Origin of the sequence: Desulfobulbus rhabdoformis (assembly GCF_016919065.1) — a bacterium.
In the GTDB taxonomy this organism is placed as follows: Bacteria; Desulfobacterota; Desulfobulbia; order Desulfobulbales; family Desulfobulbaceae; genus Desulfobulbus; species Desulfobulbus rhabdoformis.
Genome location: NZ_JAFFQA010000003.1, coordinates 146,861 through 165,195 on the forward strand (window position 1 = coordinate 146,861; position 18,335 = coordinate 165,195).

Annotated in this window: 13 protein-coding genes; 4 read left to right on the plus strand and 9 right to left on the minus strand. The window is 50.3% G+C overall.

Features of this window, described 5'->3' with window-relative positions; genetic code table 11:
* The first annotated feature begins 84 nt into the window (after positions 1–84).
* From JWJ90_RS02680 to JWJ90_RS02695, 4 genes are all read left to right on the plus strand, one after another.
* Positions 85–519 carry a pilus assembly protein PilP gene (locus JWJ90_RS02680; protein WP_205225632.1) on the plus strand — a complete coding sequence of 145 codons (435 nt, stop codon included), beginning with the start codon at positions 85–87 and terminating at the stop codon, positions 517–519.
* Positions 520–521: 2 nt separating this feature from the next.
* A complete protein-coding gene (locus tag JWJ90_RS02685; RefSeq protein ID WP_205225633.1) occupies positions 522–2,384 on the plus strand; it encodes a hypothetical protein in 1,863 nt (620 codons plus the stop codon).
* A gap of 40 nt (positions 2,385–2,424) precedes the next feature.
* Positions 2,425–4,140 (plus strand): pilus (MSHA type) biogenesis protein MshL, encoded by a 1,716-nt coding sequence (gene mshL / locus JWJ90_RS02690; protein WP_205225634.1) that lies wholly within the window; start codon positions 2,425–2,427, stop codon positions 4,138–4,140.
* Positions 4,141–4,205: 65 nt separating this feature from the next.
* The gene (locus tag JWJ90_RS02695) at positions 4,206–5,129 is read left to right on the plus strand and encodes a carbohydrate kinase family protein (RefSeq protein WP_205225635.1); all 924 of its coding nucleotides are present in this window, start codon (positions 4,206–4,208) and stop codon (positions 5,127–5,129) included.
* 56 nt (positions 5,130–5,185) lie between these two features.
* On the opposite strand, the gene JWJ90_RS02700 is transcribed toward JWJ90_RS02695, so the two are convergent.
* From JWJ90_RS02700 to JWJ90_RS02740, 9 genes are all read right to left on the minus strand, one after another.
* Positions 5,186–6,073, minus strand: coding sequence for a DMT family transporter (locus JWJ90_RS02700; protein WP_205225636.1), 888 nt, complete (start codon positions 6,071–6,073; stop codon positions 5,186–5,188).
* A gap of 64 nt (positions 6,074–6,137) precedes the next feature.
* Positions 6,138–9,737 (minus strand): proline dehydrogenase family protein, encoded by a 3,600-nt coding sequence (locus JWJ90_RS02705; protein WP_205225637.1) that lies wholly within the window; start codon positions 9,735–9,737, stop codon positions 6,138–6,140.
* A 144-nt stretch (positions 9,738–9,881) separates the two neighbouring features.
* Positions 9,882–10,586 (minus strand): hypothetical protein, encoded by a 705-nt coding sequence (locus tag JWJ90_RS02710; protein ID WP_205225638.1) that lies wholly within the window; start codon positions 10,584–10,586, stop codon positions 9,882–9,884.
* 1 nt (position 10,587) lies between these two features.
* Positions 10,588–11,874: a sulfite exporter TauE/SafE family protein gene (locus JWJ90_RS02715; protein WP_205225639.1), complete on the minus strand. Its 1,287-nt coding sequence runs from the start codon at positions 11,872–11,874 to the stop codon at positions 10,588–10,590.
* Between the two features lie 98 nt (positions 11,875–11,972).
* Entirely contained in the window at positions 11,973–12,401 is a 429-nt protein-coding gene (locus JWJ90_RS02720) for a response regulator (RefSeq protein ID WP_205225640.1), read from the minus strand.
* Between the two features lie 11 nt (positions 12,402–12,412).
* On the minus strand, positions 12,413–14,068 hold the full coding sequence (locus JWJ90_RS02725; RefSeq protein ID WP_205225641.1) for a sensor histidine kinase: 1,656 nt from the start codon (positions 14,066–14,068) through the stop codon (positions 12,413–12,415).
* A gap of 13 nt (positions 14,069–14,081) precedes the next feature.
* Positions 14,082–14,618 (minus strand): helix-turn-helix domain-containing protein, encoded by a 537-nt coding sequence (locus JWJ90_RS02730; RefSeq protein ID WP_205225642.1) that lies wholly within the window; start codon positions 14,616–14,618, stop codon positions 14,082–14,084.
* 453 nt (positions 14,619–15,071) lie between these two features.
* Positions 15,072–15,491 carry a response regulator gene (locus tag JWJ90_RS02735; protein ID WP_205225643.1) on the minus strand — a complete coding sequence of 140 codons (420 nt, stop codon included), beginning with the start codon at positions 15,489–15,491 and terminating at the stop codon, positions 15,072–15,074.
* Positions 15,481–18,024 carry a PEP/pyruvate-binding domain-containing protein gene (locus JWJ90_RS02740; protein WP_205225644.1) on the minus strand — a complete coding sequence of 848 codons (2,544 nt, stop codon included), beginning with the start codon at positions 18,022–18,024 and terminating at the stop codon, positions 15,481–15,483. The genes JWJ90_RS02735 and JWJ90_RS02740 overlap by 11 nt, the downstream gene beginning before the upstream one ends.
* Between the last annotated feature and the right edge of the window lie 311 nt (positions 18,025–18,335).

Below are 18,335 nucleotides of genomic sequence, written 5' to 3' on the forward strand. Positions count from 1 at the left end.
ATTCATCTGGCTATGCGGAACAACTTCATGAAGAAATATCTCCTTGTTCTCGCCTTGGGAAGCCTTTGCTTGACTGGATCAAGCATGGCGGCTGAACTCACGGACACAGAGCGTCTTATAGAGGCTGGAATTCTTGAACAGTCAGACACCTACACTTATGAGCTTGAAGGGAGAGCAGATCCCTTCAAGCCTTTTATCAGTAAACAGGTTGTCGCTACTGGCCCTGATCCTAATGAAATCATAGATGAAAATACCGGATTGTCTGGTATGCAGCTCTTTGAGCCTGGGCAGTTGAATCTTGTCGGTGTTATGCTTTCTCCTCAGGGAGAGCTTGCTTTTGTAGAGGATCAGGCAAGAAAGGGGTACGTCATCAAGGTGGGTACTCTCATTGGTAAACGTGGAATTGTCACAAATATTACGCCCGATGCGGTTCTCATTGAGGAAACGGCTCGAACTAGGTCGGGGAAGGAAATTACGTCAACTGTGGCCATGAGATTGAATAAAGAGGGGGACAGGTAACTATGCTTCATCTTTTTACCAAGACTGTTACAAAGACATCGCAGGGAGCGTTTTGTGCTCTTTTGCTTTTTGTCGCCTGTTTGATTGCACCTCATGCAGCGCAGGCAGCGGAAGACCTGCACCAGATTCTGGCCTTACAGTCCAAAGTAAGTGGCAATGAAACGGTGATTCGCCTGCAAGGCGATAGTCCGTTTGTTTCCTCTGTGTACGAATTGCCTAAACCGGCGCGAGTGGTTGTGGATGTAGCAAATGCGGTTCTCGCAGAAAATTTTATTCTCCCCGGAGATACTCCCTTCCGTGTAGCCACCACCAAGGTTGCTGGAACAAATCCAGTGATTACCCGGTTTGAGATTTATGTTCCTGAACTGGTTTCCTTTACATCTCGCCAGGAGGGGACGGATACGGTTCTGACCATAGAAAGTAAGAAGTCCCCAAAGGCTGCACAACATGCGGATTTTGGTGTGGTTGAGATGCCGCAGGTAAACTTTACGGGATTGAGTATTCAGAAAGGGAAACGGGAAACACGAATTATCCTAGGTTTTGATGGCCAGGTTCTCCGTTATCAAAAAGATACCACACCAAAAAACCCTTTGCAAAACCCGCAGCTTATTCTTGATGTGGATCAGGTGCGGGTTGACGAAAAGCTGCTTGCTTCCAAAATGGTGAATACCGCGGTTGAGAAAATAGTTACCGCTCAACGGGGTTCGGGCCTGCGGGTGAATTTTATATCTTCCACAAATACACTGTTTCCCTACACCATAACCAAGACCGAAAAGGGGATTGAGGTTGTGGTAGAAGAAGCAGAGGTGAAAGACCAAGTATCTAAAATTATCGGTCAACACCGCAACATAGATAGCCAGCTTCCAACGATCAACCCCCTTGAAGCGAAACTCTCCCCTCAGGCCCGCGAACAACAGATGCAGGACGCTTTTAACTTCTCAGGATATAACAAAGAGCGTATCTCGGTGGAGTTTCAAAAGATGGATCTGCACAATGTCTTCAATTTTCTGCGTCAGGTCAGCGGCGTCAACATTGTGGTCGACGAGGCTGTCAATGGCTCCCTGACGCTGATACTTGAAGATGTTCCCTGGGATTTTGCCCTGGATATCATCCTGAATTTGAAGGATCTGGAAAAAGAAGAACGATTCAATACGTTGGTCATTTACCCCAAAGGCAAGGGATTTAAGTGGCCGGAGATGGCAGAAAACAACCTGAGTTTTGAAGCAGATTCAGCTGTGATCGAAAAGGAAGCGCTCGTTATTCAGCAGCAGGAGCGACAATCCGAAGAGGTGGTTGAGGCCAAACAAATTATCTCTCGCGGCTTGAAAGCTGAAAAACGCCAGGATTTTGAAACCGCGGTTGTCATCTATGAACAGGCCCTTGAGAAGTGGTCGAAAAATGTCCAGTTAGCCAACAAGATCTCCGCCTTGTATCTGGTTCGGCTGCAACAAAACGCCAAGGCCATGTATTTTGCCCAGCGGGCACTGAAAGTTGCTCCCAAAAATGAGGTTGCCTTACTTCATGCAGGTATTGCCTGCGCGAATATGCTGGATACTGCAAAGGCCGATCAATACTTTGCCCGCAGTGTCCAGGGGAAAAAACCAATGCGTGAATCTCTCTTGAATTATGCGGCCTTTAAAGAAGAGCACAACGCATACTCCAAAGCGCTTGCGTTGTTGAATCGCCACGACCTACTCTACGGGAAAAGCCTTGATTCTATGATAGCCGAAGCCAGGATTACCGATAAGATGGGGAGCACCTTCAAGGCGAACAAGCTCTATCAAACTATCCTAACCTCAGGTTTTCGCCTGCCACCGGACCTGGCCAAATACATTCAAGGACGAGTGGCGCAGCAATCAAATTAAAAACATATATGCTCTAAAGAACCGGTTGAGGAAACAGTATATGAGAATGAATAAGTTTTTTGGAGTCATCTGTCTCGCCCTGACGGTGCCGGCTCTGGTTTCTTGTGGCGCTAAGAAGGTTGGGGACACGAACGCAGATTCCACCGAAAAAACGGCCAAAGCGTCCATGTCGAAGACTCCGCCGGTGCGACCAGTACAGTTACCGGTACGCTTTCAATCGCCGAGTTACGTTGCCGCTTTGGATACCTCCAGCTCCGGACTTATGGGGGAAGAGGGGGAGGAATACCAGATTCGCGTCGGTGCGACTATTCGTTCGACCGGCGGACCTCAACCGCTCTGGCAGGTCATGAAACGGTTGGCAAATTTAAAGGGCATGACGGTCAGCTGGGCAAGTGATGTTGATCAGACGATAATGGTCGATGTGGATATCGCCGCTGATGATAAATTCTTTGATGCTGTTGCTAATTTGCTCAGGCAGGCTGATTACTTCCATGAGGTGAATGGCAAGAGTATTGTCATCCGCAATAAGGCCACTAAGGTGTACCAGATTGGCATGCCTGCCATGAAAGGTGGTTATTCCACCAATATTGGCGGCAACTTTCTGGCTAATAAAGATGCCGCTTCCGGGGCAGAGGGAACCGTTAAAATTACCAGTCCTGAAAACAATTTTGATGTCTGGAAAAATATAGAGACCAATCTCAAGGTCATTCTTCAGACTGCGGCGGCAGAGCGTCAAGAAATCCAGCTGGCAATGAATGCCGCTAATGCCGCAAACGCGGCAGCTACAGTGCCAAATGGCCAACAGGCAGCGCCCACAACGACCGCTAAAATTACCAACACGGCTCCAACCAACACTGCCAAGGACGGCGGCTATTTTGTTATTGATAAGAATGTCGGCCTGGTGACAGTGACTGCCAAGCCCAGTCTGCTGAGAACCGTTGATGATTATATCGAGAACTTGCGTAAATCAATGTACCAGCAGGTCAATATCGAAGCGAAAATCATAGAAGTCTATTTGCAGGATAATTCCCGCATAGGTCTTAACTGGGATGACCTTCTCGGTGGAGAAACCGCCTTGTCGAGCACGTTTTCTTTTGGTGACGCGGGGCAGGTGTACCCCCATGCGAATACACCCGGAACCTATGCCTCTACCTTTGTTAGCCGCATTTCCATGAGTGATTTGGGTTTTGATGTTTTTCTCAATGCGCTTAAGGAGCAGGGCGATACCCATGTGCTGGCAAATCCAAAAATTACTGTACTCAATGGGCAGCCTGCCCTTATCAGTGTAGGCAAGGATGTGGCCTACATCAAATCCGTGACGCGGGAAAAAGACGGGGATACCGGTGATATTACCTATACCGCAGAAACCGGTAATGTTGTCCAAGGGATTGCTCTGGGCGTCATGGCCTCTGTGCTTGATGATCAACGGGTCATTTTGCACCTGACACCTATTACTACGGATCTTGAAAACCTTAATAGTGACGGCGATATCCCTATGACTCTTATTGGCGAGGGAGAGACTGCCATGTCACTGGGACTCCCCAAGGTCAAGGTGCGGGAGATGTCCACCATGGTCGAGGTACAGAACGGCGAAATGCTCATCATTGGTGGCCTGATCGATAGTACGGAAGGAGAAACAAGTAGTTTTGCTCCGGGAATTGGTGATATTCCGGTACTTAAGTATCTCTTTGGGTATGAAGAAAAAACCATGCAAAAACGTGAGCTTGTTATCCTTCTGACTCCCAGAATTATGTAGACTTCCTTCTCAAGACCTTTTACGAGAACGACAATATTGACGCGGAACAATTTAGGAGAAAGAGTATGAAATTCTGGCGCCATTTACTGATTTGCGCATTAGCTGTTACTTTCAGTGGATGTGGAACGACGGTCAATCAGTCGCTGAAGGTATCACCTGCATCACGAACTCAGGTAGGGCAGGATAGAATAGCGGTCATTTTGCCCTTCGCAGATTATACCCATGCGAACAATATTGAATTGGCATTTCGTAGAAATATGTTTGTCAATGAAAATGTTACAGATCAGTTTGTTCGCTTAGGCTTTAGCTTACCTGTGCAGGAGGATGTGTTCAGATTTCTTGCACAGCATAACATTATTAATGTAGCTGCCTATAATCCTCAAATAACGAAATCTCTTGAGTATGAAATGGGCAAAGAATGGTCACCAGCGATGAAGGAAACCCTGCAGGAGTATATTGATTATGCCCAACAGGTTGATTTTAAAAACGATGATGGTGATGATGCCTTGACCCATGGTCTTAATGGCCAAGAGATCGTAAAAATCGGTCGCCACTTTTCAGCTGACTATATTGTTCGAGGGAGAATCATTCAATATAACGATCGATTGGATCCTTCTGGGGCAAGGTTTTGGAAAACAGGTGTGTTACCTTTTGTCGTTGGGGGGACCAAGCATATACTTGTGGGGAAGGCTCTGCCCCAGAGTTACGATTCCTTGAGCTCTCTTGATTCTGATAAGCAGAGCATCCTGTCTTTTGGTGATGTACCGCAGGCTGTCGTTCAACTTCGTATTTGGGTACAGGATGCCTATACCGGGAATGTTGTCTGGACAAATCGGACTAATGTACAGGTATCTCCACAGTCTTTTTTTGCAGATTATCAATATGATAATCTCTTTGAAACTGCTGTGGAACAGGCTGTAACAACCTTGATGGATGATTTTGCATACACAGTCTACAATTTTTCAGTGCCAGTCGAACAAACAAAATAGAAGTATCAGAAGCATAGAAGTTTTTATAAAACCTCCTGGGGTGCCCTCAGGGGGTTTTATTTTGCCCTTTTGCCGGGCTTGGCTTGATAGACAATGGAGCCAATAATGAGCGAGAGTCCCCAAAAGGTTGCCTGATGAATTGTTTCCCTGACCACAAGGTGCAGGCAGAGAAGGGAAAGAAAAGGCGTCAGATACATGAGGTTACCGATCTTGGCCGTTGAGGTGGTACGTTGGAGCGCGGTCAGCCAGAGGATAAAGGTCAGGCTCATCTCAAAGAGTGCGATGTAGACTAAAGGAATCCAGGCGTGTCTATCAGGCAAAATGAACGCAGCGCTGAGTGAGCAATATACCAGAATACAGAGGAGTCCTGAGCAAAAGCTGATAAAGAGTTTCATGATGGGATCCTGCCCATCTTTGGCATTGAGAAGCCAGAAGAGCGCCCAGATCAGGGTCGAAATTACAGCCAAGCTTACTCCTTGAACGTTAAGTTGCCCGAAGTGAATCATCTGCCCTTGGGTGGCGATCATCACCGCTCCAAAAAAGCTGATCAGTATGGCGATGATCTGTTTGCTGCTGAGGCTTTGCCCGAGTAGCGGCACCGAGAGCACGGTGAGTACTAGAGGCCAGCCGTAGTTGAGTGCCATGGCAATTTGTCCGGGGAGCAGTGCATAGGCTTTAAAGAGAACCAGGTAGTATAAAAAAGGGTTGAGCACCCCTAAAAGGACGCAACGGGCGATGGCCGCAATAGACATGTTCCCTATTGCCCGAAGTTTTCCTCGCAGTACCAGAATCAAAAAAAGCACCAGAGTGGAGAGGGCAGTGGTGTAACAGAGAACCATTTGCGGAGAGGTTGTCCGCAGGGCGAGCTTGAAGGCAGAGGCGGCCGTGCTCCAGAACAGCACCGCAAGCAGCGTCAGCAGGTAGGCTTGAGTTTGTTTGTGCATACGATTCGTGATTAGCCCAGCTGGCTCCCGTGCCTGCGTCGATTGTCGACACCAACCCGATCGATCAGGGCATGTCCTGGGCTCGTTTTCCTAAATTTCCATATCGGTGGTAGTTGCAACAGATTGCCTGCTGCCGCATATACTGGATCAGCTCCAGGCGGCCTTCCATATATACCGGACTTCGCAGAAGTGTGACTCCTTTTTTGGCAGCCGCTTGCAAAAGCCTTTGTGAGCCAGCCACCGGTCCAGCAAAACGGATTCGATCATTGAGGCCGATTCGCCCAGCAAGTGTTTCCTCGTCTTCTCTGACAAGAACATTTTGACCTAAATATTCACCTCCTTTATGACTTTCAAGAAATTGCTGTGCACTGCTGTGCAGGGAAGGATCCATGGAGACCACTGGTTCACAGCCTGCAAATGTGGCCGCAGCAATACGAGCCAGGGTCTCGAATATGCTATCCTTAGCTTCGATACGAATGATGAGTCCGATAACCGGAAGAAAACGGATCAGATTGTCCTGGCCACGCAGATGAAAATAATCGTGCATAACCCCAAAGTAGGTTTCCATCTGCTGGGCATAGCTGGTGACTGCTGCAAGAAGTTTGTCCATATCTGTATGGAGTTCAGCTCCCAAATCCTCTTTGGCCAGCAGGCGCCACTCCTGGAGCAGTCCTGGAATGCGGTGGGAGGATTGCCGAGGTGCCAGTGGGGGCGGTGATAGTTCCTGGATCTCCATGAATTGACTGACGTATTCGGGGCTTCCCGCCTTGATACCAGATCCAAGCGAGGATTTTCCAAAGCCACCAAAGGGTTGCCTGAGCACAACAGCACCGGTTGTCCCTCGATTGATATAGAGGTTCCCTGCAAAGATTTTTTCTTTCCATTTCCTTTGTTCCCGCTCATCAAGACTTTCCAAACCACTGGTCAACCCGTAGCCGCTTAGGTTGGCAAGTTGAATAGCTTCATCCAGATTGTTTGCCTCCATGACCCCCAGCAGTGGCCCAAAAAATTCTGTGAGATGGGTAGAAGAACCCGGCTGAATCCCATATTTAATTCCTGGAGTCCAGCATAAAGGATTGTCCTTGAGCTCCTTGGGCTGCAATGCCCACTCCTCTCCTGGTTCCAGTGAGGTTAAGGCGCGGAGTAAATCACCGTCCGGCGGACGAATGAGTGGGCCAATCTTGCTGCTGAAATCCCAGGCTGATCCTACGCCCAGGCTTTGTGCCGCGTCCACAAGTTGCCGCTTGAACTGTTGATCACGGTAAACATGTGTTTCCAAAATAAGCAAAGAGGTCGCGCTGCATTTTTGGCCGCAGTTGCTGAAGGCAGAGTGGAGCAGGTTTTTGATTGCCAGATCGCGATCTGCCATCTCTGTGACAATGGTCGCATTCTTGCCACCGGTTTCAGCCGCCAGATACACCCCGGGAGCCTGCTGTAAAATCTGCAGGCCTGTTTCCGTCCCTCCGGTGAGGATGACATTGTTCACCAGGGGGCTGGTGGTCAGTCTAGGACCTATTTCACTTCCTGATCCCGGTACAAATTGTAGGGTTTTTTTCGATATACCTGCTCTCCAGAAACATTGGCAGAGGATCCAGCCACACAAAACCGCATCAGAGGCGGGTTTGAAAATGACCGTGTTGCCAGCAGCCAGGGCTGCGGCAATACCGCCGCAGGGAATGGCTATGGGAAAATTCCATGGGGCAAGAACCAGGACCACACCACGTCCCTTGACCTGCAGATTGGGCAGCTGTCCATACTGGCGCACTGCCAGCGGGTAAAACTCAGTGAAGTCTATCGCTTCTGACACCTCCGGATCTGCTTCGGTAAAGACCTTGCCGGTACTGGCGGCTGCCGCTCCAATCAGATCGCCCCGGCTTAGACGTATTTCCATCGCCGCCCGCGCCAGCAGCTCGTGCCGTTGATCATGCGTTTTTACGCGCCAACCATCGGCATCTTCAGCTGCTGTTTGCAATGCTTGTTCGGCGTCTTCTTGGGAGGCCCTTGCAGAAAGGGCGACCGTGATGTCACGCTGATTGGGATCTTTACAGGGGGTGGTTGCGCGTCCGGCAAAGATCTCCTGTCCGTTGACAACGACAGGTACCTGCAGGGGCTCATCCGTACTTGTTTTGTACCAGCGGGTGCGAATGGATTCTGCCCAGTGTCGGTTGGCAGCCAGGGACCAATCCGTGTCCGGCTCGTTTTTGAAGGTGTTGCTGATAAAGGGGGAGACCGAGCGGGGGAAGGTTTCTGTGTTGCGGTCCTGCTGTCGGTGAGAGCGGCTACTCAGTCTTTCTTGACGAGCACAGGAGCGGAGAAATCCTTCTTTGAGCATAGTCCATTGGTGTGAGCCAACCTCAAGCTCCGGGGCATAACGCAGGAAATTTTCTGCAGCGGTGTTTTCATCAAGGCGTCGAATGAGATAGGCAATAGCGTTAATAAACTCGCTTTTTCCAGCTACAGGAGCATACAGGAGGATATCGCTCGCATCTTCCTGCAGAGCCCGGCGGATATGATCCGCCATGCCCTCAAGCATCTCAAAGCAAAAATAGGGTGTAACCTGTCGCTCTCTAGCCACGGTTGCAGCATAAGCAAGTTCAAAGAGGTTATGTGAGGCGATACCTAAATTGACGGCTTGGATGTTCTCCAGACGCATTCCGTACTCCACCATCCGTTTGTAGTTGGCGTCCACTGCCACTTTAGTATCAAAGGGGGCCAGCGGCCAATTATTAACGGAGGACTCCAGTTTCTCCATCTCCATGTTAGCCCCTTTGACGATGCGCAACTTGATAGGCGCACCACCAGTGGCGACTCGAGCCCTGGCCCACTGGGTTAACTGTTGCTGGATGGCAAAGCTGTCGGGGAGGTAGGCCTGGAGGACAATACCTGCCGAACAGTGTTCAAATTCCTGTTCACTGAGCGTTTCGACAAACACCTGGTAGGTAATGTCCAAATCTCGATATTCCTCCATATCCAGGTTGATAAATTTGGCGACCTGCTCACCGCCTGCCCGTTGAAAGGAGTGTTCCTGGGCTACCCTGTAGAGGATAGAGAGTCGTTCTTTGAGCAGCTCAATAGTTTGGTCAAAGGCCAGGGAAGATATCTGGGAATAGAGCGTCGAGATTTTTATGGAAATATGCTCGATATCTCGATCTTTGAGATCAGCGATATAGGTCGTGAGTCGGTGTGTGGCTTCCTCTTCACCAAGTACCGCTTCGCCCAGATGGTTGATATTAATGCGCACATTCTCAAGCCGCCGCTTACGCAGGTGCTGATGCAGGGGGGCAGTTTCTCCGGCTATAATAAGGCGCGCGGACTGCTTCCGCATCTGCTCAACCAGAAGTGGCATAAGTGGAGCCAGCAGGCGTGGATTGAGGTTTGTAAAAATTCTCAGGAGGCCTCGTTCAATGAGACGTAGAAATTCCGGTACACCATACTCCCGCAACAGGGTCTGCATCTGATCGGCAATACGATGGGGATGTGCTGCTCGAAAACTCTGATCAATGAGTTGGCTCAACAGAACCTTATCATGTGGATGATCCAGCAATCGCTGAAGTTGTGCCTGAAGGCATTTTTCCTGGCGTGTGCGGATACGGTTGGCTCGATTCTGCCATTTTTCGGCAAGAGAGACGGCTTGACTGATCAGTTCCTGCTGCTGGCGTTCCATATCGATTGCCTCCTGCACTGTGGAAAGGGTTACTGAAGACGAGCTTGGTGGTTTGTATTGTACGTTATGGGCCTTGCTCTTTGCATAAAAAAAGCCGCGTCAGGAGTTCCTGACGCGGCAGTATGCATTGGCTGGGGAATGTGTTTAGTGTTCCAGACGAATACCGATCCCCTCGAAGAAAAAGAGCACCCCAAAGCCGTACCATACCGTATAGAGGACATAGAAGGTTAGGGCAAAGACCAGCAGCAGGACCTCATCCTTAACCGGTTTGGCCAGCACCCCATAGTAATTGTAGGCGGGCTCAATGGCCTTGGTCATGGCACTTTTGACGGCCTTGGCTTTTTCAAATTCTTTGGCCTTGTTCAGGGCTTTTTCCATGACTCCCAAAGATGTGTACCAGCTGCTCATCACTTTGCGCTCGTTAATCCCGTATTTCTGGTTGATGGCTGCACCGTCGTTGTCATACATCAGATCAGCATCTTCAAGCATTATAGTGAGCATGGCTCCAAAATCACCTCGGACAGTAACCGCAGTTCCTTCAACTGTCGCTGAAATAGCATTGGTGGTAAAGAGCTTGGCGGTGGTAGCTGCCTCATCAGCCGAATGCATGGTGAGGGTTGTTGAAAATTCCTGACCAGTATACTGAGCCACCTTCTCTTTTTGTCGGTCCACGTAATAGGCGGATCCTTTAGAGAGTTCATTGAAGAAGTTATCCAGATAATCCAGTCCATTGACTTTCCCCCCCTTAGCTCCTGGGTACCATGGCATAAAGATGGCGGCAAAGACCAGAAAAAATGGGATAAGTAATAGAAATGCGCGGGTTCGATATTGTGCGGAAGTAGTTGCCATATCAGTGTGCCTCCTCTGTGCGCAGAATGTTGAGGTTGGAGAAAAAACTGTAAAAAACCCAGGTGGCGAAAATGATGATGATCACAAAGAAGCCAACCGTACCGATGGTATCTAGCACTTTCAGTGTGCCGGGGCTCAAACTCATGTAATCCATCTTGGTCAGCTTGCCAGGTAAGGCACAGGCGCGGTTAAAAAAACCGGCACTGACGGTGACCGCGTAAAAGGCACGAATCGTGGTACCATGCACTACCTTGGTGACGATGGAACCGATCTGAATACCGATCAGGGAACCCAGGAGCATGCCCATAGCCAGGGTGTAAAAAATAAACCCGTAAATGGCGTACTGGCTGATGGAGGCATAACCGGCGGTGAAAACGATCTGAAAAATATCGGTTCCCACCGTGGTCATGGAAGACACGCCCAGACCGTAAACAAACATGGGAAAGGTGAGAAAACCGCCGCCAACACCCATGATGGCTGCCGTCAGACCAACGATGAATCCACAGAGAACGAGAAAGATTGCAGAGATACGGCGGCCACCGGGAGTAACGCCCTCATCAAAGGTGAGCATCGGAGGAATATTGACTTTCTGCAGGGCCTGACCAACGGGAGGAATCTCCTCTGCCTGGCGAGAGGAACCGCCTGCTTGGGCAGCGCCTGTATTTTTGCGAGCTGTCTTGGCCCAGTCCGCCAGGGCATAAAAGGCAAGAAAACCAAGCATGAACACATAGATGGTGGTGATAAAGGCATCGCTGAGCACCGGGTTTTTATCATAGAGGGCACGGTTGATGTATCCCCCCACGGTGGAACCGGAAATAGCGCCAATAAGGAAGGTCACAGCAAGTCCCACTGAGATGTTACCCATTTTGCGGTGAAGGACTGACCCCATGATCGCTTTGGCAAAGATGTGAAACAGATCGGTACCCACGGCAAGAATACCTTTGACGCCGATGCTCATCAGTGCCGGAGCAATGATAAAACCGCCACCAGCCCCGATACAGCCGGTGATCAGTCCCGCACAGAGGCCCACCAGAATAGAGGCGAGAAAAACCATGGTCGAGTAATGCGAGGGACCATAGGCGGATTTTCCTCCTAAAAAGCTGGGAAGTGCATTCCCAATGTCCTCGGCAAAACAGATACCTCCAATGAGGGCGGGCAAAAGTAGCAGACCAAGGATCAGCAGTCGTTTGCGACTTTTGAGGATATTGGTCGACATCTCCAATTCCCACTGTGCATGGGCCCTGGCCCCCGCGACCATGAAATGGTTTAGATAACGAAAAAATTGCATTGTGATCTCCTTGTGTAAGGTTGCTTCGTTTGTTTACAATCCAGCCGCTCTTAGCAAGTGCTCGAACTTGCGACAAAAATGTTCATGAGCAATTTGAGCTAGCTGGGTAGCTTCATGTCTCGCTTCACTTGTGCCATCTCAATTTTTTCCTGCTGGATCCGTTTGCGTTCATAGGCGGCATCGAGCTTTTCCATCAACGGATCCATATCAATGGGTTTCATCAGATAATCAAAGGCCCCGAACTTGATCCCATTGATTCCAGATTCCACAGAGGCATGGCCGGTGAGCATCACGACCTCGGTGAGCGGGGCCAGTTTTTTGATTTCCCGTAGAGTGGCGATGCCATCCATACCGGGCATCTTCACGTCCAGCAGGACAACGTCGTAGCCTTTGGCTCGTACCTTTTCCAGGGCTTCTAAACCGTCGGCGGCGCTCTCGCAGTTAAGCTCCCGCTTTCCGAGTTTCTTGGTCATGATCTCGCGAAAGTCCTGTTCGTCATCCACCAGCAAAATGTCATAACGGGTCATATGTTTTCTCCTTATCCTTCCTGTTGAACTGAGCGAATGGGCAGGGTCACGGTGAAGATGGTGCCTCCCCCTTCACGGTTTTTGGCTGTCAAAGTTCCTCCCAACGTGCGAATTATGTTTTGGCTTATAGACAGACCCAGGCCTGTCCCTTTGCCTTGTTCCTTGGTAGTGAAAAAGGGATCCCAGATTTTGGCCATGACCTCAGGGGGGATGCCGGGGCCGTTATCGGCAAGGTGAATATGTATTTCCTGCTGCGTACTTGCGGTGCTGATTTCCAACTTGCCGTCTTGGCCAATGGCGTCCAGGGCGTTATCTATGAGGTTTAAGAGGATCTGTTGCAGCCGGTGCGCTTCGGTCATGGTGACCGGCAGCTGTGGATCCAGCTTGAGTTCAACGGAGATGTTGTTGTGCTCGGCTTCTTTCGCCAGAAATGAGAGTGCCTCCTGGATGATCTCATTGATCTGCACCTGCTCCTGTTCGGCACTGATTTTACGGGCAAAGCCGAGAAGTCTATGGGTGATGGTGGCAGCTCGCTCAACATGATGTTTTATCTTTTTGATCGTCTGTTGGTATTCTTGGAAATTCTTTACTGTTGCGGGATCTTCTTCGGGCAGTAACTCCTCGATCCATCCGGCCTGGGCCAGAATCATTTGCAGGGGATTGTTGATTTCGTGGGCAACCCCCGCAGCCAGACGTCCAATGTTGGCCATCTTTTCGATATGGGCCATCTGTTGGTCCATGGCTGCAGCTTCACGATCGGCCTTGTCCACATGGGCAACAATGAACTTGCTGAGGAAGACGGCGATAATAAAGAACAGGGTGGCTGTGATGGCGATGATCACCAACGTGCGGTTGAGGTGCTGGTAGTAGGGGCCAAGCATGTCAGGAATCCGCACCTTGAGCATCAGCATCCAGGTCCCGTTATTGAGCCAGGTCGTGGCATAGAGGGTTTCACCGTCCTGCACGATTTCCGGGGCGCTGTGGTGACGCACCAGGTATCGTTCGTTCTCAGGGAGAATGTGCATGTTGCCCTGCAGGCTCGGGGTTTGCAGTTCTCCCGCTTTGTTTACGATGAAGACATCGCCGCCGGTACCTATCTGGGCGCTGTGCAAGAGTGAATTAAAGACGCTTGAATTAATGGTGGTGCGCAGCACATACCGTTTGAGCGGGTCGGTCAGGGCCACCACGAAATGGGGGAGTTTGCGGTAGCCGCTGAACAGGTCGCTGACGTGTGCGCCACGCACCAACACCTGCGCAAACCAGGGTTGATCCTGATAATTTTTGCCTGTGACCTGGTCCCGGTAAGGGCCCACGTAGGCCATCTGCTGCCCATTCGTGTCGATCAGCTGTAAATCGACCATGCCGCCGGAGCCGCTGATAGCGAGAAAAAGCTGATCCAGATGCTCTTGATCCTTGAGGTATTCCTGGGGATAGAGGCTGATCAGAGTGGTGAGGAGATCAAGCTGATGCTTGAGAAAGTTATTGATCACATCCTGGCGATGTTGTGCCACCTGATTGGTGGTCAGTTTCAGATCCTGGATCGCCACCTGTTTGGAGTTATAGATCGAGGTGGTGGCAATGATGAGTATGGGAATGATGCCGCAGATGAAAAAACCAACCGCAAGCAGCTTGGTCAGGTTCTGGTAATGGTGTTGTTTATCGGCCATGATGTTTTTCTCCTCAGCTGTCCAGCAGGGTGTCGATGTCAACGACTTGGTCCACGGGGAAGGTAAAAACGGGAATTTTTCGTCCCAGGATGGCGTTGACGTTCAGCGGGAGCTTGCTTGCAGGAAGATTCTTGCTTTTGAGTAGAAAAATCGCATCTGGATCAAAGGTGATGATCTTTAGTTCCGTATTTTCATTATGTTGTATAAAATCGAATATATAGCGGGCATGCTCTTTCTGGCGATAGAGAGCCCAGATGACGTCTCTGGTCATCTCGGAGGAGAGAGCAGGCTGCATCAGGATGAAGAGGATCTTCTTGGTCGATCCCTGGAGAAGTCGCGCGGGGATGCGAATATTGTGACGGATCAGGTGCTGAATCAGATCCTGGGAGCGGATCAATTCCTGCGTATTGGACTTGATAACCGGAAGCATGCCTTTGTTTATCCAGCGCGTCAGTCGTTCCTGGGAAATGCCACAAAGGTCTGCCACCTGGGTAAAGCTCAGATATTCCAGATCGTCAGGGTGCAGATTGTGTTTCAGCTGGTTTTCCATGGTGTCCTCCACAGGCGCACATCCATTGCGCTACCTTTGCAGCTATAAAGGCAAAAACAGGCCCTCTTTGTTTTAAGCGTGAGGTTTTTTTAAATTTTATTTAATTCCAAGCTGTTATGAGGTTGGTGTTGCGGGGGGCGGGAAGGGAATCGGGGCCTGATTAAAGAAGGTGTGTAGCGTTTGGGTAACGTTTTTCTCTTTTTTTGTTGTGTAAAATGTTGATATTGCGAAAGAGTGAATTTGTGGTGACACCAGAGGCAGCAATGTGTAGATAAAGAGACAAACGCTGGTCGAGAAGGCGTGGAAATACTGGAGTGAGCTGCAAGAGAGGGAAAAACAGAAAGGCTGAAACAGTTGGACTGTCTCAGCCTGGGGGAGTGACGAGCGTATTCACGTGTACCTCAGTTGGCTGAGGCACGACATCAGGAGACTTCAGGAGGATGGGGGTCTTATTCACTTCCCCTGGTTGATCAGGGCCTTTTGCGCGGCCAGCTCAACCTTTTCCAGCAATTCCAGAACATCGATGGGTTTGAGGCAGTAATCAAAGGCACCGGATTGCATCCCCTCTATCCCTGATTTTACCGAGGCATGTCCCGTGAGAATAATCACTTCCACCATCGGCCAGCGTTGTTTCACCTTTTTCAGGCAGGCGATACCGTCAACCTCCGGCATGCTCACATCCATGATGATAACATCAGCCGGTTGTGTTTCCAAAGACTGGAGGGCGGCACGGCAGCAGTTGGCAAGGCTGAGCCGCACCCCCATCCGGGTCATGCGTTTATGGATAATTTCCTGGAAATCCGGCTCATCATCGACAAGCAACAGGTGGATCTTCAGGGCCGCATCAAGTCGAAAGTTTCGCTTATTTATCATCACCGAGCATCTCCTCAATTTCAGCTATAAATTTATGGCGATACCGCTGGCGTTCCCGGTCATCGGCCATCACCATATCAATTTGGCGGGTGTGGATGGTCAGGTATCCCAGTACCTGTAACCGGCTGAAAAGAAATTTTTGTGTCCGTTTTTCAACCCGTGCAGTTATTGCGTCGCCTGAGCGCTCCACGCGAAAATTGAAACGTGTAAGAATTTCGTCTAACAGTGCAATACGGCCCACTCGACGGGTTTCGTCCGCCGCCCCACCCTTGAAACGAAAGGTAACGTAGCGTTCGGTACGCAGGCTGCTTATATAGGCCTCTATCATAGCGTAATGATAGCCAAGCCGAACACTTAAGTTGCAGTAGTTTCGTGAAACCAGGAAATAATTTTTTTGGTTCAACTTTGAGGACACCGCTGGATCAAGGGCGGGATTCATAGCCGATTGAAAGACGATGGCCCCCATGCCGCGCATACTCACCGCTGGCGGTCCCTGCCAGGGAAAGGCATGCATTCCCTTCCAGAGTGCAAGCATGGGGCTTGAGACGATATCGTTGATGTTGATGAATTGAGCAGATGCATCGAATGCAGGTGAAAATCCATCAGAAAGATTAATTACCCACCATTCCAGCGGCATATTGTCGACCAGACGTTTTGCCGCTCCCTTTGCAAAACGGTAGCGTCTGCCAAAGTCGAACATCTCAATGACCGACTTCTCGTGACAGAAACGGGTAATATCGTGCATGGTGGTACAGTGAGACGCTCGAAAGTAGACCGAGTCAGGATCGGTTAGGGTGAGTGGAGTAATGAGTGCAAGGGCATCGCGCAGTATTTGCTGGACCGGGCTGCCCTGCATCGGGTTATCGGGTTTGGTGCCCGAAGAAGCCTCCAGTAATTCATCAATGCATCCCCGGTAAATGACCCTGTTGCCAGCGTCCACAGTAACGATTTCTCCCTTTGCCAGAGATGTGGTTGCCTGGTCAAGGGCAAGCAGTGAAGGCAGGCCAAACTCGCGGGAAAGAGTGGCCAGGTGTCCGGCCTCGCTGCCGGTTTCAGCAACCATGGCCACGGCTCGTTTCAATAGCGGCGCCCATTCGGGAAGCGGATGCTCCACGACCAGCACTGATTTCCTGGGAAAATGGACCATGTCCTCTTGGGTACGGACAACAGTGACAGGCCCGGAACCCACCCCACGACACCCGGTGACCCCCCCCTGCAGCAGTACTCGTTCATCGGGGGGAACTGGCGATGGTTCTCCAGCAGCGGTAAAGAGATCTATCGAGATAGGCCGACTCTGCAGCACATAGATCTTGCCTGTTTCATCAATGGACCACTCGATATCCTGGGGAGAGCCGAAATGATCTTCCAGGCGCATGCTGATGGCTGCTAAGGCTCCCGCCTGCTGTTGGGAAAGTATGGTTGTGTCGCGCTGTTTGTCGCTGGCTGCTTCGACAAGAGCATGGGGAGGCTGTCGGGCAATAAGGGAGTGGTCGGTTTTCCGGGTGCCGTCGACAATGCCCTTGGCCAGGCCGTCTGCAAAAAAGATATCCAGCGTACCGGGGGGGCCACTGAGGGACTGGGAGTAGCAGATTCCACTGATTGTCGCGGGGATCATGGCCAGGCAGCCCACGCACATGACAATATCCTCATGGCGAAACCCTTTAGCCAGGCGATAGGACATTGCCTGGGGAGAGTATTTGGAGGCAAGGACGGCTTTATACGCAGTAAGGAGATCTTTTCGTTCAACAAAGAGTTCCGTATGGTAGAGACCGGCAAAGGATGCCCGTGCCAAATCTTCGCCAAGCGCGCTGGAACGCACCGCCAGTTTGACACCCGGGCCGACCTCTTCTGCCAGCTGATCAAAGTGTTGATAGAGTCCTTGTTCAAGCTCAGCGGGTAAAGAACTCTCCAGAATCAGTTGCCGTACCTCCTGACTTTTTTGCAGCATATCTTCCATATCCCGAGCGTCGGTCTGCTGGAAGATTCGGTTAATTTCCCGGTACATGTTATTGTCGAGGTAGAACTGACGACTGGCCGCAGAGGTGATGGCAAACCCTGCCGGAATCTCAATGCCAGGCAGGGAGCCCGCCTCACCGAGATTGGCCATTTTCTCGCCGGTGAGCTCGGCCAGGCTGCGATTCACTCCGGTCATGGGGATAATCCACTCACCCTCAGGGAGTGTGATTTCTTTATCGATGATGGCATCAATTCTTTGTTGAATACGGGTAAAGGATTGGTCCAGGTTTGCATAGCCGCCATCGGCTAACCGGCGCAGGTTCTGCACCATCTTATATATATTCACGGTGACAACGGTTGACTTGGAACGAACAAAGCCCATGGAAAAGGTGCGGCCATCATGGAGAGCGGCTTCCAAATCAGCCATGGCCTCAAGGGCATTGTTGTTGGCGGTGAGCAGTTCCCGAAAACAACGATACTTGGTTGTAAACAGGTGCTGTAATTCCTCCGCAGTGAGAGTGGGGGCAGTGGAGATCCCCAGGAGGGTTTTGATACGGCTAGCGAGAGAAGGGGGCATGACACTTCCTCAAAAATTGCGGTCAGAGGTAAGCTGGATGCAAACCATTTGAGAAAACAGTGAACCAGGTTGATGTCATTGCTCGGCTCGTTGTTTCCTGGATCCATGACAGCGGATGATTATTCACGGATTCAAGAGGGAAAAACTCTTGAACGGGCATCTGTCTTGCTGCAGAAACAAAGCAGATATAATGCCAGCCGAGTTTCAGATAATTTTAGTTGAGAAATATCTATTTTTTTCAAAGTGTTAGTTCGTTAGTCCTGCCGTGCACAACCAAACTGTACTCTTCAGGGCTGTGTACATATGGTAAC

What these genes read in the sequence shown, in the direction of transcription:
- JWJ90_RS02735 (WP_205225643.1), bottom strand. Translation starts at nt 15,491, where the DNA reads ATGATAAATAAGCGAAACTTTCGACTTGATGCGGCCCTGAAGATCCAC.
- JWJ90_RS02705 (WP_205225637.1), bottom strand. Translation starts at nt 9,737, where the DNA reads ATGGAACGCCAGCAGCAGGAACTGATCAGTCAAGCCGTCTCTCTTGCC.
- JWJ90_RS02680 (WP_205225632.1), top strand. Translation starts at nt 85, where the DNA reads ATGGCGGCTGAACTCACGGACACAGAGCGTCTTATAGAGGCTGGAATT.
- JWJ90_RS02740 (WP_205225644.1), bottom strand. Translation starts at nt 18,024, where the DNA reads ATGCCCCCTTCTCTCGCTAGCCGTATCAAAACCCTCCTGGGGATCTCC.
- JWJ90_RS02715 (WP_205225639.1), bottom strand. Translation starts at nt 11,874, where the DNA reads ATGCAATTTTTTCGTTATCTAAACCATTTCATGGTCGCGGGGGCCAGG.
- mshL (WP_205225634.1), top strand. Translation starts at nt 2,425, where the DNA reads ATGAGAATGAATAAGTTTTTTGGAGTCATCTGTCTCGCCCTGACGGTG.
- JWJ90_RS02730 (WP_205225642.1), bottom strand. Translation starts at nt 14,618, where the DNA reads ATGGAAAACCAGCTGAAACACAATCTGCACCCTGACGATCTGGAATAT.
- JWJ90_RS02700 (WP_205225636.1), bottom strand. Translation starts at nt 6,073, where the DNA reads ATGCACAAACAAACTCAAGCCTACCTGCTGACGCTGCTTGCGGTGCTG.
- JWJ90_RS02720 (WP_205225640.1), bottom strand. Translation starts at nt 12,401, where the DNA reads ATGACCCGTTATGACATTTTGCTGGTGGATGACGAACAGGACTTTCGC.
- JWJ90_RS02710 (WP_205225638.1), bottom strand. Translation starts at nt 10,586, where the DNA reads ATGGCAACTACTTCCGCACAATATCGAACCCGCGCATTTCTATTACTT.
- JWJ90_RS02725 (WP_205225641.1), bottom strand. Translation starts at nt 14,068, where the DNA reads ATGGCCGATAAACAACACCATTACCAGAACCTGACCAAGCTGCTTGCG.
- JWJ90_RS02685 (WP_205225633.1), top strand. Translation starts at nt 522, where the DNA reads ATGCTTCATCTTTTTACCAAGACTGTTACAAAGACATCGCAGGGAGCG.
- JWJ90_RS02695 (WP_205225635.1), top strand. Translation starts at nt 4,206, where the DNA reads ATGAAATTCTGGCGCCATTTACTGATTTGCGCATTAGCTGTTACTTTC.